This window comes from Burkholderia sp. FERM BP-3421, assembly GCF_028657905.1.
Lineage (GTDB): Bacteria > Pseudomonadota > Gammaproteobacteria > Burkholderiales > Burkholderiaceae > Burkholderia.
Window position 1 is genome coordinate 3,847,404 of the sequence record NZ_CP117782.1, and the last position, 24,179, is coordinate 3,871,582.

Sequence of the window (24,179 nt, forward strand, 5' to 3'; positions counted from 1 at the left end):
CGGGGCCGCGCGATGTCCATCACGCTCGATGTCGAGCGCCTGAGCTGGGGGCCCGCGGGCGGGCCGGCCGTGCTGCGCGCGCTGTCGCTGACGGTCGGGCCCGGCGAGTTCGTCGGGCTGATCGGCCCGAACGGCAGCGGCAAGACGAGCCTGCTGCGCTGCGCGTTCCGTTTCGCGCGGCCGCAGGCGGGCGCGGTGCGGCTCGATCGGCAGGATCTGTGGCGCGCGTCGCCGCGCTGGAGCGCGCAGCGCATCGCGGTGCTGCAGCAGGACGCGCCCGACGACTTCGGGCTGACCGTCGAACAGGTCGCGTGGATGGGGCGCACGCCGCACAAGCGTCTGCTCGACGGCGATACGCCCGACGACGCGCGCCTCGTCGACGCCGCGCTGCGCGACGTCGGGCTCGATGCGCGCCGCGCGCAGCCGTTCGCGTCGCTGTCGGGCGGCGAGCAGCAGCGCGCGCTGCTCGCGCGGGCCCTGGTGCAGCAGCCGGCGCTGCTGCTGCTCGACGAACCGACCAATCATCTCGACGTGCGCCACCAGCTCGAGCTGCTCGCGCGGGTGCGACGCCTCGGCATCGCGACGCTCGCGGCGCTCCACGATCTCAATCTCGCGGCCGCGTATTGCGACCGCCTTTATGTACTCGCCGACGGCGCGCTGGTCGCGAGCGGCGCGCCCGGCGAGGTGTTGACCGAGGCGCTGCTGAAGGACGTGTTCGGCGTCGCGGCGCTGATCGATCCGCATCCGGCGTCCGGCCGGCCGCGCATCACGCTGCTGCATCCGCAGGGAGACGAATCATGCTGAATCGACTGGGACGGCGTGCCGCGCGCGCCATTTGCGCGTTCGCGCTCGCGGGGGCGGCGCTGCCCGCGGCCGCCTATCCGGTGACGGTGCGCAGCTGCGGGCGCGACGTCACGTTCGAGCGCGCGCCCGCGCGCGCGGTGAGCAACGACGTGAACCTGACCGAGATGATGCTCGCGCTCGGGCTCAAGGACCGGCTCGCGGGCTATACCGGCGTCGCCGGCTGGAAGACCGGCACCGAGGCGCTGCGTGTCGCGCTGCGCGGCGTGCCGGAGCTGGCGATCCAGTATCCGTCGCTGGAAGTGCTGGTCGGCGCGCGCGCGGATTTCTATCTGGCCGGCTGGAACTACGGGATGCGGGTCGGCGGTCCGGTCACGCCGGCCTCGCTCGAACGCTTCGGCATCCGTAGCTACGAGTTGACCGAATCGTGCTCGCACGTGATGACGCGCCCGCCCGCGTCGTTCGACGATGTCTATCGCGACCTGCGCAATCTCGGCCGGATCTTCGCGGTCGAGGCGCGCGCGGAGCAGGTGGTCGCGGGGATGCGCAGCCGCGTCGACGCGGTGCGGCGCGCGCTGGCGGGCGCGCCGCCGCTGCGCGTGTTCGTCTACGACAGCGGGCAGGACAAGCCGACCACGGCGGGCGCGCTCGCGATGCCGAACGCGCTGCTCGCGGCGGCGGGCGGGCGCAACGTGATGGACGACGTGTCGCGCAGCTGGGCCCAGGTGAGTTGGGAGAGCGTGGTCGCGCGCGATCCGCAGGCGATCGTGATCGTCGACTATTCGGCGGTGACCGCCGAGCAGAAGAAGCAGTTCCTCCTGAGCCAGCCCGCGCTCGCGCGCGTCGAGGCGATCCGCGCGCGCCGCTTCATCGTGCTGCCGTACGACGCGGCGACACCCGGCGTGGCGAACGCGGGCGCGGTCGAGACGCTCGCGCGCGGCCTCCATCCGGACGCGTTCGCGAAGGCGGCGCGGTGAGCGGCCGCGCGCGCGCCCGGCTCATCGCGCTGGCGCTGGCGGTCGGGCTCGCGCTGTCGATCGTGATGTCGACGGGCTTCGGGCCGAGCCCGGTTGCGCCGGGGCTCGCGCTGCGCGTGATCGCCGCGCACGCGTGGCCCGCGGCGTTCGATGCGGCCGACGGCGGCGCCGACAGCATCGTGTGGCTGATTCGCCTGCCGCGCGCGCTGCTCGCGGCGCTGGTCGGCGCGACGCTCGCGCTGGTCGGCGTCGCGTTGCAGGCGGTCACCGCGAATCGGCTCGCCGATCCGCACCTGCTCGGCGTGAGCGCGGGTGCGATGCTCGGCGCGGTCGCGGCGACGCTTGGGCTGGGCGCGGCGTTCGGGCCGTTCACGCTGTCGTTCGCGGCGTTCGGCGGCGCGCTGCTCGCGACCGCGTGCGTGATCGCGCTCGCGCACCGGCACGGGCGCCTGGAGTCGGACCGGCTGCTGCTCGCGGGCATCGCGGTGTCGTTCGTGTTGACGGCGATCGCGAATCTGCTGCTGTACCTGGGCGACCAGCGCGCGGCGTCGTCGGTGTTGTTCTGGATGCTGGGCGGCGTCGGGCTCGCGCGCTGGGACCTGCTGCCCGCGCCCGCGTGCTGCGCGGCGCTCGCCGCGCTCGCGCTGCAGGCGCGGCGGCGCGCGCTGAACGCGCTGATGTCGGGCGATCGGGTGGCGGTCGCGCTCGGCGTGCCGGTCGCGGCGACGCGTCGCGAAGTGTTCGTGATCGCCTCGTTCGCGACGGGCGCGATGGTGGCGGTGAGCGGCGCGATCGGCTTCGTCGGGCTCGTCACGCCGCATCTGTGCCGCCGGCTGGTCGGCGCGGAGCACGGCCGGCTGCTGCCGGTCGCGGGTTTGACGGGGGCGATCCTGCTGGTGTGGGCGGATGTCGCCGCGCGCACGCTGATCGCGCCCGAGGATCTGCCGATCGGCGTGGTGACCGCGCTGTTCGGCGGCGCGTGCTTCATTGCGCTGATGCGGCGGCGCTGAGCGCGAGGCGCTGAGCGCGAGGCGCAGGCCCCATGCGTTCGGGGCGACGCGGTTGGCGCGGTCGGAGGTTGCCGCGCACGGGCTGATCGCCGGCATCGAGCGCGCGGAGCGGACCCGATGCGCTTGGAGGTGATGCCGTTGGCGTGAGCGCACATCGCCGCGCGCGTGCTGTCCGCTGCGGAGGATTGGCCGATCGCCGCGGCCACCGCGTTGTTCGACGGTGTGCGCTTTAGCGCGCTGAATCAGCGGCGCCGCGCGTTCAGCGCCGCCGGCCGCGCGCGGTCAGCTCGGCCGACACCTCGGCCATCAGCGTGGCGAGCCAGTCGATGTCGGTGGGTCGGTCCGGCTGCGGATGACGCAGCAGATAGCACTTGATGCGCGGGAACGGCACGGGCGGCTCGACCACGACGAGCGGCAGCAACTGCGCGTAGTGCGCGGCGAAGCGGCGCGTGGTCGTGAAGATCAGATCGGATTGCAGCAGCACCTGTGGCGCGAGCCCGAAGTACGGCAGCGTGGCGACCACGCGCCGCGTGAGCTGCGCGCGCGCGAGGCCGATCTCGATCGCGTTGCGCTTCGCGCCGGTGTACGGCGTCGGCGCGAGGTGCGCGGCGCCCGCGTAGGCCTCGCGCGTGAGCGGCGCCGCGGCGAGCGGATGATCGGCGCGCATCAGGCAGACGACGGTGTCCGCGAACAGGTCGTCGCGCACGAAGTGCGGATCGGGCTTCGGCCAATTGCCGACCACGAGATCGAGCGCGCCCGAATCGAGCGCGGCCGCGTGGTCGAGCGCGGGATTCAGCGAATCGATCTCCAGGTGCGCGTGCGGCGCGGCCGTGCGGAAGCGCGCGATCAGCGTCGGCATGAAGAAGTCGTTCAGGTAGTCGGGCGCCGCGATCCGGAACGTGCGGCGCGAGCGCGCGGGATCGAATTCGCCGTGCGGCGTGGCGATGAAATCGACTTCGCGCAGCGCGCGCTGCGCGGCGTCGAGCAGCGACGCGCCGTATTCGGTCGGCACCATGCCGGCCTTGCCGCGCACCAGGATCGGATCGTTCAGCGTCTCGCGCAGCCGCCGCAGCGCGGTGCTGATCGCCGGCTGGGTCTGGTTCAGGCGCAGCGCGGCCTGCGTGACGCTGCGCTCGAGCAGCAGCGTGCGCAGCACGCGCACGAGCCAGATGTCGAGCGAGGCGGCGGGGTCGTCTACGGGTGGCATCGGTCGGGTGGGAACGCGGGGGCGGCGTCGAGGGGCTTCACGTTACCCGCGCGCGCCGGGGCTGTGCGCGCGGGGACGCTATGGCGGGTATCACGCGCGCCCGGACGGCAGCGCGCTGATCCGCTTCACTTCCTGCGATTCGAGCCAGTTCGGCGTGCGCGCGCAGTACAGCACCATCGGCAGCGCGTCCTCGCCCCAGAACAGCTGGCGGTTGAGCCAGAAGGTCGGCACCCCGAACACCCCGAGCGCGATCGCGTCGGCGGTATTGCGGCGCAATTGCTCGCGGGTCTCCTCGAAGTCGATCAGCGCGTCGCCGTGCTCGACGCCGAGCCGCGCGCACAGCGCGGCGAAGCCGTCGGGCGTCGACGGATCCTGGCCCTCGCGCCAGATGAAGCGGAACATCTCGCGCACGGTCGGCAGGTCGGCGTTCAGCGCGATCGCGAGGCGCAGCGCCTTGCTCGAATCGAACGGATGCGCGGGCGGCATCTTGAACGGGATGCCGAGCTGCTCGGCGCGGAACAGCGCATGCCGGTACGTGAAGATGCGCTTCGCGGGCACCTCGGCGGCCGGCCGCTGGCCCCAGTGGCGCTGCAGTTCGGGCAGCGACACGGGCAGCGGCGCGAACGGCATGTTCGGCCACTTGTCGTACTGTTCGAGCAGCAGGTAGGTGAACGGCGACAGGAAGTCGTAGAACCATACCGGCTGGGAGGCGTCGAGGCCGACGGTCATAAGTAAGTGTCTCCTGAATCCAGAGGAAAAGCGCGACGAGCGGTCTCACCCCGCATGTTACGCGGGGGCGCGGCCAAATGCAGCCGCTGCGCCGGATCGTCCGCTCAGGCGGCGGGGGCGGGCCCGGGCGGCGGCGCGTCGGAGCCGCGCTCGTGATCGTGCGCGAGCAGGCGGTCGCGCACGAAGCCGATGTGTTCGCGCAGCACGTAGAACTGGCCGGCGTAGGCGAGCGGCATCTTCATCCGGTTGACCGATTCCTCCACGTCGTCGAGCTGTTCGAGCAGCGCGACGCGTTCCTGCGCCGTATGCTCGCCGAGCGCGCTGCGCTCGAGCGCGATCAGCGCGCCGTACCAGCGGTAGATCCGCGAACGCACGCGCCAGCCGTACAGCGTCGGCACGAGCCGCAGCCCCGGGATCAGCACGACCACGAGCGGCAGCACGATCACGAGCAGCCGGTCGACCAGGCTCGCGACCCAGAACGGCAGTTGCCGGTACAGGAAGGTCTTGCCCGACTTGTAGTAGCGCGCGGCGTCGTCGGACAGCGGGAACTGGCTGTGCGTGACGGGCGACGGGAATTCGCCCGCGCGCTGCAGGATCGTCGCGTGGCCGTGCACTTCGCGCGCGGCCTCGATCAGCAGGTCCGACAGCGCCGGATGCAGCGTGTCGCGCGCAATCAGCTCGACGGTGGGCGACATCGTGTGCAGGTCGGTCGCCGGCAGGTTGGCGCCGGGATCGTAGACGCCCATCGGCAGCGTGATGTCGGTCAGGTAGGGAAAGCGCCGCGCGTAGGCCTCGGCCTGCGTGAACGAATAGAAATGGATGCCGGGCGCGCGGAACAGCTTGGCCATCACCGGGATCTCGGTCGAATCGCCGGACAGGAAGGCCGCGTCGATCTTGCCGTCGAGCAGCGCGGTTGCGGCGTCCTCGCCGGCCGTCGGCAGGATCGGCGTCGGGCCGCCCGGCGCGATGCCGTTCATCTTGAGGAGCGCGAGGCCCAGCTCGCGCGCGCCGCTGCCTTCCGCGCCGAGCGCGAGCCGCTTACCCTTGAACTGCGACAGCCGCTCGATCACCGGCCCGCGATACAGGATCGCGAGCGGCACGTAGCCGACGCTGCCGAGCGACACGAGGCCGCTGTCGTGCTGACGGTCGCCGATCCCGCTCTGCACGAAGCCCACGTCGACCGCGTCGTCCGGCGCCGTCAGCCGCTTCAGGTTGGCGGCCGAGCCCTCGGACGCCAGCACGTTGAGCGTCACGCCGTTCTTCGCGAGGATCTTCTTGTAGCGCTGCGCGGCGAGCCAGTTGGTGCTGCCGGGCGGCCCGGCGGAGATCGTCAGCGAGGAGGGCGGGGACGGCTGGATCAGCGAGTACGCGAGCCAGATCGCGGCGAGCGCGAGCACCAGGGTCGGGCCGATCGACATCGCGAGGTCGCGCCACGATACGGCGACGAAGCGGGCGAGGATCCGGGGCGGCGGGCGATGGGGGGATGGCTTCATGGGGCTTGGGCGGAGGCGCGCCGGCGGACAGTCTGTTCGCGGCGATGGTACCCGAGTTCGGCGCCGCTGCGGCGGCCGCGCAAATCCTTTGCGTATCCTGACGGTGTGGATTAAATTGTGCGACGCAGCCGCGCATCCAGACCGTGCCGGCGCGACCCGGCTTCCCGACCAGACCGGGCGCGTCCCGTGCATGGCGCGGCCGCCTGGCGCACGCGTCGCCGGCTTCCGCCGGTGCGACGTCGCGGCGCCGGGCCATCGCCTCGCCTCTCTCGCATCGCCGTGAAAAGCGCCGGCCGGCAGCCTGCGCGCCGCCGTCCGTTTTTTTGGGGGTCATGCAACCGTTCGCTGTCGCGGTTCATCTCGAAGTCACAAGGAGAAAGTATGAAGTCGATCGTATGGAAGGCGTTGGGTGGGGCGCTGGTCGCCGCGTGTCTGAGCGGCCAGGCCTATGCGCAGGCGAGCGACGCGGCAATGGCGGCCCCGGCCGCCGCACAGGATGCGTCGAAGGCGGCCGCGAAAACGGCGAAGAAGACGAACCGCAAGCTCGGCTACGCGGTGCGCAAGGCGATCTCGAAGGTCAACGGCGTCGACGTGTCGAACATCACGGTGCGCAGCAAGGGCGGCGTCGTGTCGCTCGAGGGCACGGTGCCGGATGCGGGCCAGATCGACAAGGCCGTCGAGGCGGCGAAGGGCGTGTCGGGCGTGACCTCGGTGAACAACAAGCTGAGCGTGCAGCAGCAGTGAGCCCCCGGTGCCCCCGTGCAGGCCGCGCGGGGGTTCGGGCCCCGGCGGGCCCGGCTGCCGCCGGGACGCGAACCGAACATCAGACTGAGGGACGGCCATGACGAGCGGCAGGGGCGGACCGATGCGCGCGGCGGCCGCCGCGGCGCTCATCAGCGGCGCGGCATTGCTCGGCGCATGCAACGGCGACGGCGATGCGTCGACCAACGTGCTGCCGGGCTTCGCCTCCGGCAGCGTGCGCACGACCGCGTACGACGGCGTCAGCGACGACCTGCTGACCGCGGGTCTCGGCAAGACCGGCCTCGCGAGCGCGACGCCGCCGCCGATCGCCAATCCCGCGCGGCCGACCGCCGCCGAGCTGCGGCGGCTCGCGATCTACGCGAACTACCGCGCGCTCGTCGACATGACCCCGAACGGCGGCTACGGCCGCTTCTGGGGGCCGAACGTCGACCTGGCGGGCAACGACACCCTTGGCGAAGGCAAGATCGCCGGCACCGAATACCTGACTTATTCCGACGACGGCAGCGGCCGCAAGAACGTCACGCTGCTCGTGCAGGTGCCGGCGCGCTTCGACCCGGCGAATCCGTGCATCGTGACCGCGACGGCCTCGGGTTCGCGCGGCGTGTACGGCGCGATCTCGGCGGCGGGCGAATGGGCGCTCAAGCGCGGCTGCGCCGTGGCCTACAACGACAAGGGCGGCGGCAACGGCGCGCAGGAGGTCGCGAGCGGCACGGTCGCGCTGATCGACGGCACGCTTTCCAATGTCGCGGGCGCGGGCGGCCAGAGCCAGTTCAGCGCGAGCGAATCGCTGTCCGACCTCGCGAGCTTCAACACCCGTTACCCGAACCGCTACGCGTACAAGCATGCGCATTCGCAGCAGAATCCGGAGCAGGACTGGGGGCGCGTGACACTGCAGGCGGTGCAGTTCGCGTACTGGGTGCTGAACCAGCAATTCGGGCCCACCGTGGGCGGCGGGCGCCACGGCATCCGCTACCGGCCCGGCGACATCACGACGATCGCGGCCTCGGTCAGCAACGGCGGCGGCGCGTCGCTCGCGGCGGCCGAACAGGACACGCAGGGCTATATCACCGCGGTGGTGGTCGGCGAGCCGCAAATCAACGTGCGGCTCGCGCCGAATGTCGCGGTGCAGCAGAACGGCGGCGCGGTGCCGTCGTTCGGCCGTCCGCTCGCCGACTACGCGAGCCTCGCGAACCTGCTGCAACCGTGCGCGGCGGCGGCGGGCGCGGCCGCGGGCGCGCCTTATCTCGGCGCGCTGCCGCTGGCGCAGACCCAGGCCCTGCGCCAGCAGCGCTGCGCGACGCTCGCGGCGGCGGGGATCGTCTCCGGCCAGGATCAGGCGAGCCAGGCGAACGACGCGCTCAACCAGCTGCACGCGGCCGGCTACCTGCCCGATTCCGACCTGCTGCAGGCGCCGATGTGGGATTCGCAGGCGATTCCGGCGATCGCCGTGACCTATGCGAACGCCTACACGCGCTCGCGCGTCAGCGACAACCTGTGCAACTTCAGCTTCGCGACCACCCAGGCTGCGACGGGCGCGGTCGCGGCGCCGGCCGTGTCGCCGATGGGCAACCTGTTCGGGCTCGGCAACGGCGTGCCGCCGACCAACGGCATCAATCTCGTCTTCAACGGCGCGGCGGGCGGCGTCGATCACCGGCTCGCGACGCCCGACGCGAGCTTCGCGGGGGCGCTGTGCCTGCGCCAGCTGTGGACCGCCAACCAGCTCGGCATCGGCGCGAACGTCGATGCGGTGCGCGTGAACGCGAACCTGCAACGCAAGCCCGCGATCATCGTGCACGGCCGCAGCGACGCGCTCGTGCCCGTCAATCACGCCTCGCGCGCCTATGTCGCGCAGAACAGCCTGAGCGAGGGCGGGGCGAGCCAGCTGGCGTTCTATGAAGTGACCAATGCTCAGCACTTCGATGCATTCCTGCCGGTGGCCGGCTTCGACACCCGCTTCATCCCGCTCCACTACTACAACCTGCAGGCGCTCAACCTGATGTGGAACCACCTCAAGAACGGCGCCGCGCTGCCGCCGTCGCAGGTGATCCGCACGATTTCCCGCGGCGGCACGCCGGGCGCCGCGCCGCCGCTGACCGCCTCGAACCTGCCGCCGATCGCGGCGTCGCCGGGCGCGAACGCGATCCGCGCGGGCGGCGGCGTCGTCGACGTGCCGTTCTGATTCCCGCTTGATCCGCTGCCCGGCCGCCCGAACAGGCGGCCGGCTGTCCTGTCGCGGACGCGCCGGACGCCCCGCTTCCGCTGTAACAAATTCTTACTTTACGTTGCCGCCCGGCGCTCCTAATATGCGCCCGTATTTGTTCGTATTTTAAAAAGGCAGAAAGTCCGATCCTTTCTGTTTAATTGAAAACCCTTTCATTTTGTATATTTGATTTTCAATTCGACCAATCGTATCGAATTGAAGATCGGGGGGTGTTTTGTTCAAAAAAAATGATGCGCGCGGCGCGGCCGCCTGCGCAGGGGGCGGTCTTGTCCGCGCGGAACGCCGCGCGGCGGCCTTGGCGCGGCCATCGCGCGAATCCGGCCGGTGCGCGCGGCTGGAATTGATTCCAATCGGATTGAATGGAAATTCAGGTGGGGAAATCGGTGATCCGGTGAATATTGAATCGCCGGGAGAAATACTCGGGTCGTACATCGCATAACGATCGCGATCCAAGTGCGGAGCGCTGCTTGGAATCAAGCATTTCAAGTCGCGTCATTTATCGTTCTGTTCGAGAGGCAATAATGAAGACTCAGAAGTCCTTGAAAGACGGTTTCGCGCTATTCCTCGGCAAGGCGACCCGGCCGGTCGCGGCGGCGGCGGTGGCCGCGCTCTTGCTCGCCGGTTGCGGCGGCGACGACGGCGGCGGCGGTGCGCCCGCGGCGGCGGCCGTCACGAACGCGACGGCCAATTCGGCGGCCAATTCGGCGGCGGCGCCGCAAGCGACGGCGGCCGTCCCGGCCGACCAGCCCTATGTCGACAACGATGTGTACGGCACCGGCCCGACCGCTTCGGTCAGCGACGCGACCGAAGGCGCGTCGGTCGTGCACCGCCAGGTCACGATCGGCGGCAAGGTCGTCCAGTACACGGCGACGGCCGGCCACCTGACCACCATCGATCCGGTGACGTCGAAGCCGAACGCGAAGATGTTCTACGTCGCGTACACCCAGGACAATCCCGATCCGAGCAAGCCGCGCCCGGTCACGTTCTTCTACAACGGCGGCCCGGGTTCGTCGTCGGTCTACCTGCTGCTCGGCTCGTTCGGGCCGAAGCGCCTGCAGTCGTCGTTCCCGAACTTCACGCCGCCCGCGCCGTACAAGCTGCTCGACAATCCGGACAGCCTGCTCGACCGCTCCGACCTGGTCTTCATCAATCCGGTGGGCACCGGCTATTCGGCGGCGATCGCCCCGGCGCAGAACAAGGATTTCTGGGGCACCGACCAGGATGCGCTCTCGATCGATCGTTTCATCCAGCGCTACCTGACCAAGTATTCGCGCTGGAACTCGCCGAAATTCCTGTACGGCGAGTCGTACGGCACGGCGCGCAGCGCGGTGGTGTCGTGGGTGCTGCATGAGGACGGCATCGAACTGAACGGGATCACGCTGCAGTCGTCGATCCTCGACTACGCGAATGCGCTGTCGGCGGTCGGCACGTTCCCGACGCTCGCGGCCGATGCGTTCTACTGGAAGAAGACGACGCTGAGCCCGACGCCGACCGACCTCGACGCCTACATGGCGCAGGCGCGCCAGTATGCGGACACCGTGCTCGCGCCGCTCGCGCAGGCGCCGAATCCGCAGGACGGCGGTTTCGTCAACGTGCGGCTGAACCTGAATCTCGCGGCCGCGCAGCAGATGGGCGCGTACATCGGCACCGATCCGGTGTCGCTGATCCAGACCTTCGGCAATCCGGCCGCGCTCGGCAACGTGCCGTCGTCGGACAACAATCCGCCGTACACGTTCTTCCTGACGCTCGTGCCGGGCATCCAGATCGGCCAGTACGACGGTCGCGCGAACTACACGGGCCTCGGCATCGCGCCGTTCATCCTGCCGAACGCGGGCGGCAACGATCCGTCGATCAACAATGTCGGCGGCGCGTACACGGTGCTGTGGAACAGCTACCTGAACACCGATCTCAAGTACACCTCGACGTCTTCGTTCGTCGATCTGAACAACCTGGTGTTCACGAACTGGAACTTCAGCCACACGGACCCGACGGGGGCCAACGCGGGCGGGGCGAACACGCTGTACACCGCGGGCGACCTGGCGGCGACGATGAGCCTGAACCCGGACCTGAAGGTGCTGTCGGCGAACGGGTATTTCGATTCGGTCACGCCGTTCCACCAGACCGAGCTGACGCTGCAGCAGATGGCGCTCGACCCGACGCTGAAGGCGAAGAACCTGACGATGAAGTTCTATCCGTCGGGCCACATGATCTATCTGAACGATCCGTCGCGGGTCGCGCTCAAGGGTGATCTGGGCGCGTTCTACGACGGCATCCTGGCGAACCGCTCGGGGCTGCAGCGCGTGCTCGCGCTGCAGCAGAAGGCATTGCAGCTCAAGCAGCAGAAACAGCAGGGGCAGTAATCAGCGTGCTCCGCGCGGCGGGCCTTGTGCCCGCCGCGCGGACCTCTTGCGGCGGGCGTGATGCCCGCCGCGCCGTCAGGCGAGCACGAGCTTCGCGCCGACGGCGACCAGCGTCGCGGCCAGCACGCGGCGCAGCAGGCCTTCCGGCGCGCGCGTCGACAGCAGGCTGCCGAGCACGATGCCGGGCAGCGAACCCACCAGCAGCGACAGCAGCATGCTCCAGTCGACCGAGCCGAGCAGCCAGTGGCCGAGGCCCGCGATGAGCGTGAGCGGCACTGCGTGCGCGATGTCCGAGCCGACGATGCGCGTGGTCGCGAGCGTCGGGTAGAGCAGCAGCAGCACCGTCACGCCGATCGCTCCCGCGCCCACGGAGGTCAGCGACACCAGCACGCCGAGCACGGCGCCCGTGAACACGGTCGCGGCCAGCGTGCGGGTCGGGCTGCCCGCGCGTGCACGACGCGCGGCGAACGCCGCGAGCTGCGGGCGGAACAGCAGCGCGATCGAGGTCAGCAGCAGCGCGCCGCCGAGCACGATCTGGATCATCCGGTTGGTGCCGTGCGATTCGAGCCCATACGCGTGCAGCACCCAGAGCGTGAGCGCGGCGGCCGGCACGCTGCCTGCCGCGAGGCGGCCGGTGATGCGCCAGTCGATGGTGCCCTTGACGCCGTGCACGAAGGTGCCGGTGGCCTTGGTGGCGGCCGCGTACAGGAGGTCGGTGCCGACCGCGGTCGCGGGATGGACGTTGAACAGCAGCACGAGGATCGGCGTCATCAGCGAACCGCCGCCGACGCCTGTCAGGCCGACGAGAAAACCGACGAACAGGCCGGACAGCGAGTACAGCAGGTCGATATGGGGGAGGGTCATCGGAGCCGGGGCGGGGCGGAACGGAATCCGCCATTGTCGCAAAACTGGCGAGGCGACGCCGAAATGCCCCGCGCCGGGGCGCGGGGCGGGCGTCAGTGCGCCGTGTGCGACAGGCCGTCCGCGTCCGCCGGCTGCGGGCGCACGCGCAGCGCGAGCCCGATCAGCGCGGCGGCGGCGGCGAACAGCGCGCCGCCCGCGAAGGCGACGTGATAGCCGCCGTTCAGCGCATCGGCGAGCGGCGCGTGGTCCGCGAGCCGCGCGCCGGTGCGCGCGGCGGCGAGGCTCGCGAGCACCGCGAGCCCGACCGCGCCGCCCATCATGAAGGCGGTGTTGACGATGCCCGAGGCGAGGCCCGATTCGCCGGGCCCGACGTCGTTCATCGCGGCGAGCAGCACCGGATTGAACGCGACGCCCGCGCCGATGCCGAGCAGCGCCATGCCGGGCAGCACGTGCAGCGCGAAGTCGCCGTCGGCGGGCGAGATCGAGAACAGCGCGAGGCCGGCCGCGGCGAGCAGCAGGCCGACCGCGATCGGCCCGCGGATCCCGAAGCGCATCACGATCTTCGCGGACAGCCCGAGCGAGAACGCGGCCATGATCAGGTTCGCGGGCAGGAACGCGAGCCCGACCTGCAGCGGCCCATAGCCGAGCACGCGCTGCATGTAGAGCGCGGACAGGAAGAACCACGCGAACATGGCCGCGGCCCACAGCACGCCGACGAGGTTCGCGAGCGCGATGTTGCGCTTGGCGAACAGCGACAGCGGCATCAGCGGATGCGCGACGCGCGCCTCGATCGCGATGAACGCGGCGAACAGGACGGCTGCGCCCGCGAGCAGCGACAGCGTCTGCGCCGACAGCCAGCCCGCATCGTTGCCGTTGACGATGCCGTACACGGCGAGCATCAGCGAGGCGGTGACGGTGAGCGCGCCCGCGACGTCGAGGCGCGCGCCGGCCGCGACGCCGTCGCCCCTGGGCAGCAGCGCGACGCACAGCGCGTAGACCGCGACGCCGATCGGCAGGTTGACGAGAAAGATCCAGTGCCAGCTCAGCGAACTCGTGAGCAGGCCGCCGAGCAGCACGCCGATGCTGCCGCCGCCCGCGCACACGAAGCCGTAGACGCCCATTGCCCTGGCGCGTTCGCCGGGCGCGGTGAACACGTTCATGATCAGCGACAGCGACACGGCCGACACGATCGCGCCGCCGAAGCCCTGCACCGCGCGCGCGGCGATCAGCATCAGCTGGGTCTGCGCGAGCCCGCAGGCGAGCGACGCGAGCGTAAACAGCGACAGGCCGAGCAGGAACATGCGGCGCTGGCCGTACAGGTCGCCGAGGCGGCCGCCGAGCAGCAGGCAGCCGCCGAAGGTCAGCATGTACGCGTTGACGACCCAGACGAGCGCGGTTTCGGAGAAATGGAGATCGGCGCTGATCGACGGGAGCGCGACGTTGACGATGGTCGAGTCGAGCACGATCATCAGCACGCCCAGGCAGAGCACGAACAGCGCGTACCAGCGCCGTTCGCCATGCAGGCCATGTGTCATGGGGGAAATTGCCTCGCGGATTATTATTGGGATAGTGAATGGTAGGCAAACGGCAGGGAGGCTTGCTGCCGTTTTTTGTCAGTAGCCGCGCGGGGCGACCGCGCGGCCGCGCTGCGATCGCAGTGCGTTCGGTGCGTTGGTGCGCTCAGCGCTTGAGCGTGTCGACCGCCTGGCGGCCGACGGCCGGATCGTCGGTGAAGAAGCCGTCGATGCCCGCGTTGAGATAGGCCTGGATTTCCTGCACCGAGCCGGCCGGGTTGCGCGTGTCGGGCGTGCCCGCGCTCTTGAGCGACTTCGGCAGGAAATTGTTCTCCGGCCGGAACGTGTACGGATGCACGAGCAGCCCGGCCCGATGAGCGTCGCGCACGTAGTTCGTCGGTTTTTGCAGCGCGCCGTCCGCGCCGACCGCGATGATCGAGGTCTTGTACGGGCCGACCGCATTCGCATAGGTCGAGATCTCGCGCATGCCGCTCTCGGTCGACAGGTCGCCGTAGGTGCGCTTGTCGCCCGCGACGACGAAGTCGTAGGGCCGCTGCTGCGCCTCGTCCATCAACTGCACGAGCTTCCAGTTCGGCTGGCTCCCGCCCACGCGCGCGCGGATCGCCTTCAGGTTCGCGACCTCGAACGACTGGATGTAGACGGTCGCCTGGCGGGCCGTGTAGGGGTCCTTGCGCAGCGCGTCGATGAGGCGGCCCTCGAGCGGCAGGCCGATCGACTGGAAGTAGGTCGGGTGCTTGGTTTCCGGATACAGGTGGATCGTGCGGCCGACCCGGCCCGACATGTCCTTCGCGAGCGCGACGATCTCGTCGAAGGTCGGAATCTCGAACTGGTCGTTGTAGGCGGTGTTGGCGGGACGGAATTGCGGAATCCGCTCGCGCGCGCGCAGCGTCTTCAGCTCGGCCAGCGTGAAGTCCTCGGTGAACCAGCCGGTCAGCTGCGCGCCGTCGATGGTCTTGGTCTTCTTGCGGTTCGCGAACTGCGGCAGCGTCGCGACGTTGGTGGTGCCCGAGATCTCGTTCTCGTGGCGCGCGACCAGCACGCCGTCGGACGTCGACACGAGGTCGGGCTCGATCACGTCGGCGCCGTCCTCGATCGCCTTGCGGTACGACGCGAGCGTGTGCTCGGGGCGCAGCGCGCTCGCGCCGCGATGGCCGACCACCTGCGCCTTCGCGACGAGCGGGCGGGGGACGTCGGGCGGGTCCTCGCCGCCGCAGGCGGTGACGGACACCAGCGCGGCGGCGCAGGCGAGGACGAGGGGGAGCACGGCAAACGGACGCTTGGACATGACGATCCTGGGTACATGAGTCGATGAGGGCGATGCGTGCGCGCAGGGGCGCCACGCGGGCGGGATGGGATCCTCGCAGGCCGTCATTACATCTGTATTACGTTTCGCTGTCTATTGATGCACGGCTCGAACGGTGCGTCAGGCCGCGTCCAGCCGCTTCGTGAAGAAGGTCGTCGCGCAGGGCGCGCCGTCGGGCAGCAGCGCATAGTCGGGCACCACGCCGACGCGCTGCCAGCCGGCGCGCGCATAGACGCGCTCGGCGTCGCCGCCCGTCACGGTGTCGAGCACCAGCACCGTGCGGCCGGCCGCGCGGGCGGCCGCCTCGAGCGCGTCGAGCAGGCGCGGCGCGACGCCGTGGCGGCGCGCGTCGCGGTGCACCAGCAGCTTCGCGACGTCGGCGCGATGCGGCTGGTTCTCCGGCAGGTCGACGATGAGCTGCACGGTGCCGACGAGGCGCGCGGCGGCGTCTTCCGCGACGAACAGCAGCCGCTCGCCGCGCGCGACGCCCGCCGCGACGCCGCGCCAGAACGCCTGCGCCCGGTCGCGCGCGAGCGGCCACATGAAGCTCACCGACGCGCCGCCGGCGACGCAGTCGATCAGCACGTCGGCGAGCGCATCGACGCTCGCGGCGGCGGCGTCGCCGTCGAGCCGCCGCACCGTGACGGCGGCGCTCACGATGCGCTCCGCGCGGCGGCGGGCCCGGACCGCGGGCTCAGCGCGACGAGATAGCGCGCGGCCTTGCGGGTCGGGTTGTGGAACAGGGTCGGGCGGTCGAGCTGCATCGCGAGGCAGTCGCCCGGCGCGAGCCGCCAACGCACGTCGCCGCTCGTGATCTCCATCTCGCCTTCGAGCATCCAGATCTGCTGGTGGATCTCGGCCTCGCGCACGCCGGTGTCGTAGGCGACCCGCTCGCCCGCCGGAAAGCGCACCTCGACGAGCTGCAGCGGCGAGGCGACCGCCGGCGACAGGTGGCGGCGCACGTAGCCGGAGGCCGGGTCGCGCCACAGCACCTGGTCGGCCGCGCGCGCGAGCGGCGAGGCGGGCGCGGTATCGGCGCCCGCCTCGAACAGCGACGCGAGCGGCGCGCCGAGCGCGGTCGCGAGCCGTTCGAGCACGACCGCGGTCGGGCTGCTCTGCGCGCGTTCGATCAGGGAGATGGTCGAGCGGCTCACCTTGCTGCGTTCGGCGAGCGCATCGAGCGAATAGCCGGCGCGGTCGCGCAGTTCGCGCACCCGCCGGGCGATCAGGTGATTGATGTCCATGTCTCCAGTTTAATGGAAAAAAATTCCAGAACAATGGAATTCGGAGTCGTCGGACCCCATGTCGACTCCCTGACTTTTCTGCTGCGATTGCTATCCTTCATGCCACGGAGGAATGATTCCATGGACCGCCTGACCGCAATGGAAACGTTCATCAGCGTGATCGACACCGGCTCGTTCTCGGGCGCCGCGCGGCGCCTGAAGGTCGGTCAGCCGGCCGTGTCGAAGTCGGTCGCGCAGCTTGAGTCGCGGCTCGGCGTGAGGCTGCTCGCGCGTTCGACGCGGGGCCTGACGCCGACCGAGGCGGGGCAGCAGTTCTATGCGCGCGCGAAACGCGCGCTCGACGCGGCCGAGGAGGCCGAATGCGCGGCGCGCGGCGCGGACAGCGGGCTGGCCGGCGTGCTGCGCGTGAGCGCCGCCGTGACCTTCGCGCGGCTGCATATCGTGCCGCGCATGCAGGCGTTTCTCGACGAGCATCCGGACCTCGCGGTCGAACTCGTGCTCGACGACCGGCCGGTCGATCCGGACGCCGACGGCATCGACGTGGCGCTGCGCACCGGCGCCGGGCCCGTCGACCTCGGCGCGCAGGCGCGCAAGCTCGGTGCGAGCCCGCGCCGCGTGTTCGGCACGCCCGCCTATTTCGCGCGCGCCGGCCTGCCGTGCGAGCCGGAGGATCTGCTCGGGCACCAGGTGATCGTGCATGACCCGCGCGGCCCGACTGCGTGGAAATTCCGGCGCGAGCACACCGAGGTGACGGTCGAGACCTCGGCGCGGCTGCGCGTGCAGGTGGCCGAGGGCGTGCGCGCGGCGGTGCTGGCCGATCTCGGGCTCGCGATCGCGTCGGAATGGCTGTTCGCGGACGAGTTGCGCCGCCGCTGCGTGACGGTGGCGCTGGCCGACTGGACCCTGCCGCCCGTCGAATTGTGGGCGGTGTTTCCAGGCGGCCGCGGCGCGAACGTCAAGGCGCGCGCGTTCGTCGCGTTCGTGGAGGCGGCGCTGGGCGTCGCGGCGGCGGGGCGCGAGATCGCCTGAGCGGACGCCGGGCGCACGCGCCATGCGTCCGAGCCGCGCGGATCCCGAGGCGTCAGCGCGCGAAGCGCAGCGGCAGACCCTGACAATCGTCGTACAACTGACCATCGAGCCACGCGATCTGGCCCGACACGAGCGTCGCGCGCACCGCGTGGCGAAACGCGTGATCGACGAACGGCGTCCAGCCGCAGCGCGCGAGCACCGGCGCATCGCGCACCGCGCGCGGTTGCGCGAGCCGCTCGATCAGCGCGAGATCCGCCCAATAGCCTTCACGCAGATAGCCGCGCTGTTCGATCGAGAAGCGCGCGGCGACTGCGTGGCTGGTCTTGTCGACCAGCGTCGCGAGCGGCACGCAGCCGTCGGCGACGAGTTCGAACAGCGCCGGCAGCGCATGCTCGACGAGCGGCAGGCCCGACGGCGCGTCGAGGTAGGGGCGGGCCTTCTCGGCGCGCGTGTGCGGCGCGTGATCGGTGCCGATCACGTCGATCCTGCCGCTGACGAGCGCCGCGCGCAGCGCGTCGCGGTCGGCGCGGCGCTTGATGGCCGGATTGCACTTGATCAGGTGGCCGAGACGCGCATAGTCGCCGTCGTCGAACAGCAGGTGGTGCACGCACGCCTCCGCCGTGATCTGCTTGCCCGCGATGGGGCCCGGCGCGAACAACGCGAGCTCGCGCGCGGTCGTGATGTGCAGCACGTGGAGCCGGGTGCCGAAGCGCCGGGCGAGCGACACCGCGAGGCTCGACGATTCGAAGCAGGCGGCCTCGTCGCGGATCAGCGGATGCTGGTCGGGCGGGATCTCGGCGCCGTGGCGCGCCGTCCATTGCGCCTCGCGCGCGCGGATGCGCGGCGTCGCCTCGCAATGCGCGAGGAGCGGCAGCCGGCACACCGCGAACAGGCGTTCGAGCACGGCCGGATCGTCGACCAGCAGGTTGCCCGTGCTGGCGCCCATGAAGACCTTCACGCCGGCCGCGCGGCGCGGATCGAGCGCCGCGATCGTGTCGAGGTTGTCGAGGCTCACGCCGAAATGGAAGCCGTAGTTCGCCACCGAGTGGCGCGCCGCGCGCTGTTCCTTGTCGGCGAGCGCGTCGAGCGACAGCGTCGGCGGCGCGGTGTTCGGCATGTCCATGTAGCTCGTGATGCCGCCCGCGACGGCCGCGCGCGATTCGGTCGCGATGGTGCCCTTGCGCGGCGCGCCGGGTTCGCGGAAATGCACCTGGTCGTCGATCATGCCCGGCACGAGCCACGCGCCGCGCGCGTCGAGCGCGGGCTCGCCGGGGCGGCCCGCGAGGCTGCCGGCGATCTGGTCGATGCGGCCGTGCCGCACGCGCAGGTCCGCGTCGAATTCGCGCCCCTCGTTGACGAGCCGCGCATTCCGGATCAATAGGCTCGTCATCTCAGAACTCGTTGTGCAGCGCCTTGTAGCCGCGCACCAGATCGATGTTGGTGCGGGCGACGTCCTCCGAGAACTCGGTGGCCGACACGCTGACTTTTGGCAGGCGCGCGAGATCGGTGCGCGGGCCGATGCGCTCGGTCGACGCGACGTAGAAGCCGGCCGGCAGCGTGCAGCCGTCGACGACCGCGTTGTGCCGCACGACGCAGCCGTCGCCGACGACGCAATTGAACAGCACGCTGTTGAAGCCGATGAACACGCGGTCGCCCACGGTGCAGGGGCCGTGGATGATCGAGCGGTGCGCGATCGAGGTGTGCTCGCCGATCGTGACGGCCGCGCCCGATTTCGAATGGATCACGACGCCGTCCTGGATGTTCGAGTTCGCGCCGATCACGATCGGCTGCATGTTGCCCGACGCATCGACCTCGTCGGCGCGGATCACCGCGTACGGGCCGACGAACACGTTGTCATGGATCATGACCTTGCCGCAGATGATGGCGGTCTGGTCGACGTAGGCGGACTGGGCGATGCGCGGCAGGTGGCCGGACGGGTTGCGGCGGATCATCGGAGGCGGCGGCAAGTGGTGGAGATGAAAAGATATAATATATCGTTTCATCGGACAAGCGATGACGAGAGGCGGGCTGGGTGGAGGGGCGGGGAACGGCGGGGTGATGCGAGGCGGGTGCGCTGGAGGGCTGGCGATGTGTCGCATCGGCGCGGTGTCACGCCAGCGAGGTTTCGCACCGGCAAGGCGTCTCACCTGCAAGGCGTCACATCGGCGAAGCGTCGATCGGCAAGGCAGTGCACCGGCAAAGCCGCCGCATCGTCGGCTCATCAGGTCGGCGAGGGTTCGCCAAGGGGGGTGAAGCCGGCCGCGCGACGACCGGATACGCGGATCAGGTCGTCCCGGCCTTCGGTTCATCCGCCCCGCGCGGGCCGCGGGGCGTCGCAAGCGTGCGTCGGCGCGCGATCAGTGCGCCGGCGGCGCGTCCGCGGCGGCGGTCGGCGTCGCGGCATCGTTGGCCGGGGCCGGCCACTGCATCTCGCCCTTGATGACCTTCGCGCTCAGTTCGAGCGACGACTCGTCGGCGAGGCCCGGATAGCGCTTCTTCATCGCCGCGATCAGCGCGGCCGAGTCCGGCGCGCGCGCCGCCTCGACCTCGAAGGCCTTCAGGTAGTCGCGGGTGAAGCGCACCGACGCGAGCGTGTCGGGCGCGCTGCCGTTCGGATTCGGCAGGTAGTGGCCGGGCACCACGCGATGCGGCCGCAGCGCCGCGATGTGATCGAGCGTCTTGAGCCAGTTCGCGCGCGAGGCGGGCGTCTGCGTATCGGCGATCCAGACGTGGATGTTCGCGGCCACCGGGATGCCGCCCACCACCGCGTGCGCCGACGGAATCGACACCACCGTGCGGTCCGGCGCGGGGCCGTCGAGTCCGACGATGCGCAGCGTCTGGCCGTCGAGCGTGAGCGTGTCGCCGTCGAGCGCGTCGGGCACGACGAGCGCGCGCGGCGCGTTGTCCTTCAGGATCGGCCCCCAGTACGCGAGCTTGCTGTCCTTGTTCGCGCGGATCGCGGCGACCGTCTGCGGCGTCGCGAGGATCCGGACGTTCGGGAACGCGGCGCGGATCGTGTCGAGGCCGAAGTAGTAGTCGGGATCGCTGTGGCTGATGTAGACGAGCTTCAGCGGCTTGCCGGTGGCCTTGATCTGGCTCACCAGCGCCTCGGCGTCGTTGCGCTGGAACTGCGCGTCGATGAGGATCGCGCCGGTCCTGCCGGTCACGATCTCGGAGGACACCGGGAACAGGCTCTTTTCGCCGGGGTTGTAGACCGAGATGTGCAGCGGCGCGGCGGCGTCGGCCGCGCGGGCAGGCGCGGCGACGCCCGCGAGCAGGGCGGTGGCGGCGACCAGGGTCGCGAGGGAGCGCAGGATCATGGGCAGTTCCATAGGTGAGGGTGAAGGCTGGCGGTGGCGCGGACGCTTGGCGTTGCCAAGCGATGCGCCGGAACGCGTGGACGAGGCAGCCCGAAGGCGGGCGTCGCCGCGACTGCTGGTATCTTCGGGATACGTGGTAACGGTTGGAAACTATAGTCGGGATGAGGAAGATGGGGAAGAACGCACTGCCAAGTGAGTTGGTTACCGCCGGGAAACCGTCGCTGCTCGACGCGCCGCAGCCGGGCAACGTCTATGCCGCGGAATGTCCGACGCGGCTCGTGCTCGATCGCATCGCGGACAAATGGACCGTGTTGATCCTCGCGCTGCTCGTGCATCGTCCGCTGCGCTTCAATGCGCTGCTCAGGCAGGTCGAGGGGCTGTCGCAGAAGGTGTTGTCGCAGACGCTCAAGCGTCTCGAACGCGACGGGCTCCTGAGCCGCACCGTGCATGCGACGGTGCCGGTGTCGGTCGAATATGCGCTGACGCCGCTGGGCGCGACGCTCGCACGCGCGCTCGGCCCGTTGATCGCGTGGGCCGAGACGCATATCGACGCGGTGCTGGCCGCGCGCGAAGCCTACGATGAGCGTGCCATAGGCTGCACGACCGGTTGAGCGGCCGCTGCCGCGTGCGGACGCGGCGTTCCGTCAACGCTGTGGCGCGGCGCCCGGCACCGGTGCGTTCGCCTCGAATTTCGCGCGGTGGGTCGAGAAGAAAGTGCGGACGTTGCGCACGTTCGCGGCATGCGTGAACAGGCGTCGCGCGAGCGCGTCATAGGCGTCCATGTCGGGCAGTTCGGCGATCACGACGAAGTCGGGCCCCGGCGACACGCGATAGCACTGCGTGACGGCCGCCTCCGCGCAGATGTAGGTTTCGAACGCCGCGTGATCCTCGGCAGTCTGGCGATCGAGCGTGATCTCGATCAGCGCGGTCAGGGTGGGGCCGAACGCCGCCGCGTCGAGCAGCGCGATCTCGCGCACGATCACGCCCAGCTCGCGCAGGCGCCGTACGCGTCGCAGACAGGTGGGCGGCGACGCATGCGCGCGCTCGGCCAGTTCGAGGTTGGTCAGCGAAGCGTCGGCCTGCAGCAGACGGAGCAGGCGCAGGTCGAGGTCGTCGAGGGATACGGCGGGCACGGGCAGTCTCCATCCGGGAGCGGGACGCGGTGAAATAAAATTTCAGATTCATCGATACATGTCTCATTATTTCACCGAAGCAACAATTTCGAAATTAAATTCCATTTCAGCCATCTTAGTATCGCCGCCATGGGCTCGAAAGAGCGTTCCGGGGAGAAGACGGCATGTGTGGAATTGTTGGGGCGGTGGCGCAGCGGGACATCCTGCCGGTGCTGGTCGATGGCTTGAGGCGGCTCGAGTATCGCGGCTACGACTCGTGCGGGGTCGCGCTGCACCAGGCGGGGCGGCTCGTGCGCGCGCGCAGCGTCGACCGGGTCGCGCAATTGCGGCAGGCGATCGCGGACGGCGAGCTCGCGGGCTACACGGGCATCGCGCACACGCGCTGGGCCACGCACGGCCGGCCCGCGACGGAGAACGCGCATCCGCACGTCTCGCCCGACGACGCGCGGCCGCGCATCGCGCTGTCGCACAACGGCATCATCGAGAACCATGAAGCGCTGCGCGCGGAGCTGGAGGCGCAGGGCTATGTGTTCGCGAGCCAGACCGACAGCGAGGTGATCGCGCATCTGGTCGACAGCCTGTACAACGGCGACCTGTTCGACGCGGTGCGCGACGCGGTCGCCCGGCTGCGCGGCAGCTATGCGATCGCGGTGCTGTGCCGCGACGAGCCGCACCGTCTGGTCGGCGCGCGCGACGGCATGCCGCTCGTGGTCGGCGTGGGCGACGGCGAGCACTTCCTGGCGTCGGACGCGATCGCGCTCGCGAACGTCACCGATCGCATCGCCTACCTCGAGAACGGCGACGTGGTGGACGTGCAGCTGCACCGGCACTGGATCGTCGATGCGGCGGGGCGGCGGGTCGAACGCGAACTGCACACGGTGGCCGCGCACAGCGCCGCCGCCGATCTCGGCCTGTACCGCTGCTACATGCAGAAGGAGATTTTCGAGCAGCCGCGGGCCGTCGCCGACACTTTGCAGGAACTGACCTCGGTGATGCCCGAGTGGTTCGGCGACGGCGCGTGGCGCGTGTTCGACGGCATCGATTCGGTGCTGCTGCTCGCGTGCGGCGGCAGCTATCACGCGGCACTGACCGCGCGCTACTGGATCGAGAGCCTCGCGCGCCTGCCGGTGAATGTCGAGATCGCGAGCGAGTACCGCTATCGCGACGGCGTGCCGAATCCGCGCACGCTGGTGGTCGCGGTGTCGCAGAGCGGCGAGACCGCCGACGTGCTCGGCGCGCTGCAGAAGGCGCGCGAACTGGGCATGCCGCATACGCTCGCGATCTGCAACGTGGCGACGAGCGCGCTCGTGCGCGACTGCGCGCTGAACTTCATCACGCGTGCGGGCGTCGAGATCGGCGTCGCGTCGACCAAGGCGTTCACGACGCAGCTGGTGGCGCTGTTCCTGTTGGCGTTGGCGCTCGCGCAGGCCAAGGGGCGATTGAGCGACGAGGACGAGCACGCGCACCTGCGCGCGCTGCGTCATCTGCCCGATGCGATGAGCCGCGTGCTCGCGCTGGAGCCGCGCATCATGGCGTGGGCCGAGCAGCTGACGCGCCGCGAGAACATCCTGTTCGTCGGTCGCGGCATGCATTACCCGATCGCGCTCGAAGGCGCGCTGAAGATGAAGGAGATCTCGTATATCCACGCGGAGGCGTATGCGGCGGGCGAGCTCAAGCACGGGCCGCTCGCGCTCGTCAGCGACCAGATGCCGGTGGTGGCGGTCGCGCCGAACGACCGGCTGTTCGAGAAGCTGCGCTCGAACATGCACGAGGTCAGCGCGCGCAACGGCCGGCTGTTCGTGTTCGCGGACAGCGATTGCGGAATCGCCGCCGGCGAGGGCATCGAGGTGATCCGGATGGATGAGTACTACGGGCCGCTGTCGCCGATTCTGCATGCGCTGCCGATGCAACTGCTTGCGTTTCACGCAGCGTTGGCGCGCGGCACGGATATCGATAAGCCGAGGAATCTGGCGAAGTCGGTGACGGTGGAGTAGGGAGATGTCGAGGCCGGGTCGGGATGCGCGAAGTGTGTCCCGACAGGCAGGCTCGCGGCAATCGTCTCGGATAAATGTGAGGCCGGTTCATTTCACACGCAGCGCTATCGATCAAATATTAGAACGAGTATGGAAAATCGATAAAACTGCTTCAGGTCCGCGGATTTTCCTCCGCGCTCGGCTAGAATCCCGCGGTC

The 24,179-nt window shown here is 70.2% G+C and carries 21 protein-coding genes and 1 pseudogene; 9 read left to right on the forward strand and 13 right to left on the reverse strand.

Features of this window, described 5'->3' with window-relative positions:
• Window positions 1-12: 12 nt before the first annotated feature.
• The 3 genes from Bsp3421_RS33640 to Bsp3421_RS33650 all read left to right on the forward strand — a co-directional run bounded on the left by Bsp3421_RS33640 (window position 13) and on the right by Bsp3421_RS33650 (window position 2,788).
• A complete protein-coding gene (locus Bsp3421_RS33640) occupies window positions 13-804 on the forward strand; it encodes an ABC transporter ATP-binding protein (protein WP_274001404.1) in 792 nt (263 codons plus the stop codon).
• Window positions 798-1,778, forward strand: coding sequence for an ABC transporter substrate-binding protein (locus Bsp3421_RS33645; protein WP_274001405.1), 981 nt, complete (start codon window positions 798-800; stop codon window positions 1,776-1,778). The genes Bsp3421_RS33640 and Bsp3421_RS33645 overlap by 7 nt, the downstream gene beginning before the upstream one ends.
• Before the next feature lie 65 nt (window positions 1,779-1,843).
• Window positions 1,844-2,788: a FecCD family ABC transporter permease gene (locus tag Bsp3421_RS33650; RefSeq protein ID WP_274004441.1), complete on the forward strand. Its 945-nt coding sequence runs from the start codon at window positions 1,844-1,846 to the stop codon at window positions 2,786-2,788.
• Between the two features lie 259 nt (window positions 2,789-3,047).
• Here Bsp3421_RS33650 and Bsp3421_RS33655 read toward each other — a convergent pair whose 3' ends face one another.
• The 3 genes from Bsp3421_RS33655 to Bsp3421_RS33665 all read right to left on the reverse strand — a co-directional run bounded on the left by Bsp3421_RS33655 (window position 3,048) and on the right by Bsp3421_RS33665 (window position 6,217).
• On the reverse strand, window positions 3,048-3,995 hold the full coding sequence (locus Bsp3421_RS33655) for a LysR family transcriptional regulator (protein WP_274001406.1): 948 nt from the start codon (window positions 3,993-3,995) through the stop codon (window positions 3,048-3,050).
• A 90-nt stretch (window positions 3,996-4,085) separates the two neighbouring features.
• Window positions 4,086-4,724, reverse strand: coding sequence for a 2-hydroxychromene-2-carboxylate isomerase (locus Bsp3421_RS33660; RefSeq protein WP_274001407.1), 639 nt, complete (start codon window positions 4,722-4,724; stop codon window positions 4,086-4,088).
• Window positions 4,725-4,828: 104 nt separating this feature from the next.
• Window positions 4,829-6,217 carry a TAXI family TRAP transporter solute-binding subunit gene (locus Bsp3421_RS33665; protein ID WP_274001408.1) on the reverse strand — a complete coding sequence of 463 codons (1,389 nt, stop codon included), beginning with the start codon at window positions 6,215-6,217 and terminating at the stop codon, window positions 4,829-4,831.
• Between the two features lie 381 nt (window positions 6,218-6,598).
• Here Bsp3421_RS33665 and Bsp3421_RS33670 point away from each other — a divergent pair, with 381 nt between their 5' ends.
• Together Bsp3421_RS33670 and Bsp3421_RS33675 are read left to right on the forward strand one after the other, a co-directional pair.
• Complete coding sequence (locus tag Bsp3421_RS33670) at window positions 6,599-6,961, forward strand: BON domain-containing protein (RefSeq protein ID WP_274001409.1); 363 nt, start codon at window positions 6,599-6,601, stop codon at window positions 6,959-6,961.
• A 97-nt stretch (window positions 6,962-7,058) separates the two neighbouring features.
• Window positions 7,059-9,158 (forward strand): D-(-)-3-hydroxybutyrate oligomer hydrolase, encoded by a 2,100-nt coding sequence (locus tag Bsp3421_RS33675; RefSeq protein ID WP_274001410.1) that lies wholly within the window; start codon window positions 7,059-7,061, stop codon window positions 9,156-9,158.
• A gap of 147 nt (window positions 9,159-9,305) precedes the next feature.
• Here the strand turns inward: Bsp3421_RS33675 and Bsp3421_RS33680 are convergent, their stop codons facing one another.
• Entirely contained in the window at window positions 9,306-9,653 is a 348-nt protein-coding gene (locus Bsp3421_RS33680) for a hypothetical protein (protein ID WP_274001411.1), read from the reverse strand.
• Between the two features lie 68 nt (window positions 9,654-9,721).
• Between Bsp3421_RS33680 and Bsp3421_RS33685 the strand changes: the two genes are divergently transcribed.
• Window positions 9,722-11,560, forward strand: a complete 1,839-nt coding sequence (locus Bsp3421_RS33685) for a S10 family peptidase (RefSeq protein WP_274001412.1) — start codon at window positions 9,722-9,724, stop codon at window positions 11,558-11,560.
• Between the two features lie 75 nt (window positions 11,561-11,635).
• On the opposite strand, the gene Bsp3421_RS33690 is transcribed toward Bsp3421_RS33685, so the two are convergent.
• From Bsp3421_RS33690 to Bsp3421_RS33710, 5 genes are all read right to left on the reverse strand, one after another.
• Window positions 11,636-12,424: a sulfite exporter TauE/SafE family protein gene (locus Bsp3421_RS33690; RefSeq protein ID WP_274001413.1), complete on the reverse strand. Its 789-nt coding sequence runs from the start codon at window positions 12,422-12,424 to the stop codon at window positions 11,636-11,638.
• Window positions 12,425-12,516: 92 nt separating this feature from the next.
• Window positions 12,517-13,959 carry a DHA2 family efflux MFS transporter permease subunit gene (locus Bsp3421_RS33695; protein ID WP_274001414.1) on the reverse strand — a complete coding sequence of 481 codons (1,443 nt, stop codon included), beginning with the start codon at window positions 13,957-13,959 and terminating at the stop codon, window positions 12,517-12,519.
• Window positions 13,960-14,104: 145 nt separating this feature from the next.
• Window positions 14,105-15,244 carry a glycerophosphodiester phosphodiesterase gene (locus Bsp3421_RS33700; protein WP_274001415.1) on the reverse strand — a complete coding sequence of 380 codons (1,140 nt, stop codon included), beginning with the start codon at window positions 15,242-15,244 and terminating at the stop codon, window positions 14,105-14,107.
• Window positions 15,245-15,382: 138 nt separating this feature from the next.
• Window positions 15,383-15,919 (reverse strand): GNAT family N-acetyltransferase, encoded by a 537-nt coding sequence (locus Bsp3421_RS33705; RefSeq protein ID WP_274001416.1) that lies wholly within the window; start codon window positions 15,917-15,919, stop codon window positions 15,383-15,385.
• A complete protein-coding gene (locus Bsp3421_RS33710) occupies window positions 15,916-16,506 on the reverse strand; it encodes a helix-turn-helix domain-containing protein (protein ID WP_274001417.1) in 591 nt (196 codons plus the stop codon). Before Bsp3421_RS33710 ends, Bsp3421_RS33705 begins: the two co-directional genes overlap by 4 nt.
• Before the next feature lie 120 nt (window positions 16,507-16,626).
• Here Bsp3421_RS33710 and Bsp3421_RS33715 point away from each other — a divergent pair, with 120 nt between their 5' ends.
• Window positions 16,627-17,535 carry a LysR family transcriptional regulator gene (locus Bsp3421_RS33715; protein ID WP_274001418.1) on the forward strand — a complete coding sequence of 303 codons (909 nt, stop codon included), beginning with the start codon at window positions 16,627-16,629 and terminating at the stop codon, window positions 17,533-17,535.
• Window positions 17,536-17,587: 52 nt separating this feature from the next.
• On the opposite strand, the gene Bsp3421_RS33720 is transcribed toward Bsp3421_RS33715, so the two are convergent.
• From Bsp3421_RS33720 to Bsp3421_RS33730, 3 genes and pseudogenes are all read right to left on the reverse strand, one after another.
• A complete protein-coding gene (locus Bsp3421_RS33720; RefSeq protein WP_274001419.1) occupies window positions 17,588-18,925 on the reverse strand; it encodes a dihydroorotase in 1,338 nt (445 codons plus the stop codon).
• Window position 18,926: 1 nt separating this feature from the next.
• Window positions 18,927-19,487 (reverse strand): gamma carbonic anhydrase family protein, encoded by a 561-nt coding sequence (locus Bsp3421_RS33725; RefSeq protein WP_274001420.1) that lies wholly within the window; start codon window positions 19,485-19,487, stop codon window positions 18,927-18,929.
• Window positions 19,488-19,907: 420 nt separating this feature from the next.
• A pseudogene (locus Bsp3421_RS33730) lies at window positions 19,908-20,855 on the reverse strand (MBL fold metallo-hydrolase); the annotation flags it as partial.
• A gap of 161 nt (window positions 20,856-21,016) precedes the next feature.
• On the opposite strand from Bsp3421_RS33730, the gene Bsp3421_RS33735 reads away from it, so the two are divergent.
• Window positions 21,017-21,466 carry a winged helix-turn-helix transcriptional regulator gene (locus tag Bsp3421_RS33735; protein ID WP_443111554.1) on the forward strand — a complete coding sequence of 150 codons (450 nt, stop codon included), beginning with the start codon at window positions 21,017-21,019 and terminating at the stop codon, window positions 21,464-21,466.
• A gap of 33 nt (window positions 21,467-21,499) precedes the next feature.
• On the opposite strand, the gene Bsp3421_RS33740 is transcribed toward Bsp3421_RS33735, so the two are convergent.
• Window positions 21,500-21,988 (reverse strand): Lrp/AsnC family transcriptional regulator, encoded by a 489-nt coding sequence (locus tag Bsp3421_RS33740; RefSeq protein ID WP_274001423.1) that lies wholly within the window; start codon window positions 21,986-21,988, stop codon window positions 21,500-21,502.
• A 164-nt stretch (window positions 21,989-22,152) separates the two neighbouring features.
• On the opposite strand from Bsp3421_RS33740, the gene glmS reads away from it, so the two are divergent.
• On the forward strand, window positions 22,153-23,982 hold the full coding sequence (glmS, locus tag Bsp3421_RS33745) for a glutamine--fructose-6-phosphate transaminase (isomerizing) (protein ID WP_274001424.1): 1,830 nt from the start codon (window positions 22,153-22,155) through the stop codon (window positions 23,980-23,982).
• Window positions 23,983-24,179: the final 197 nt, after the last annotated feature.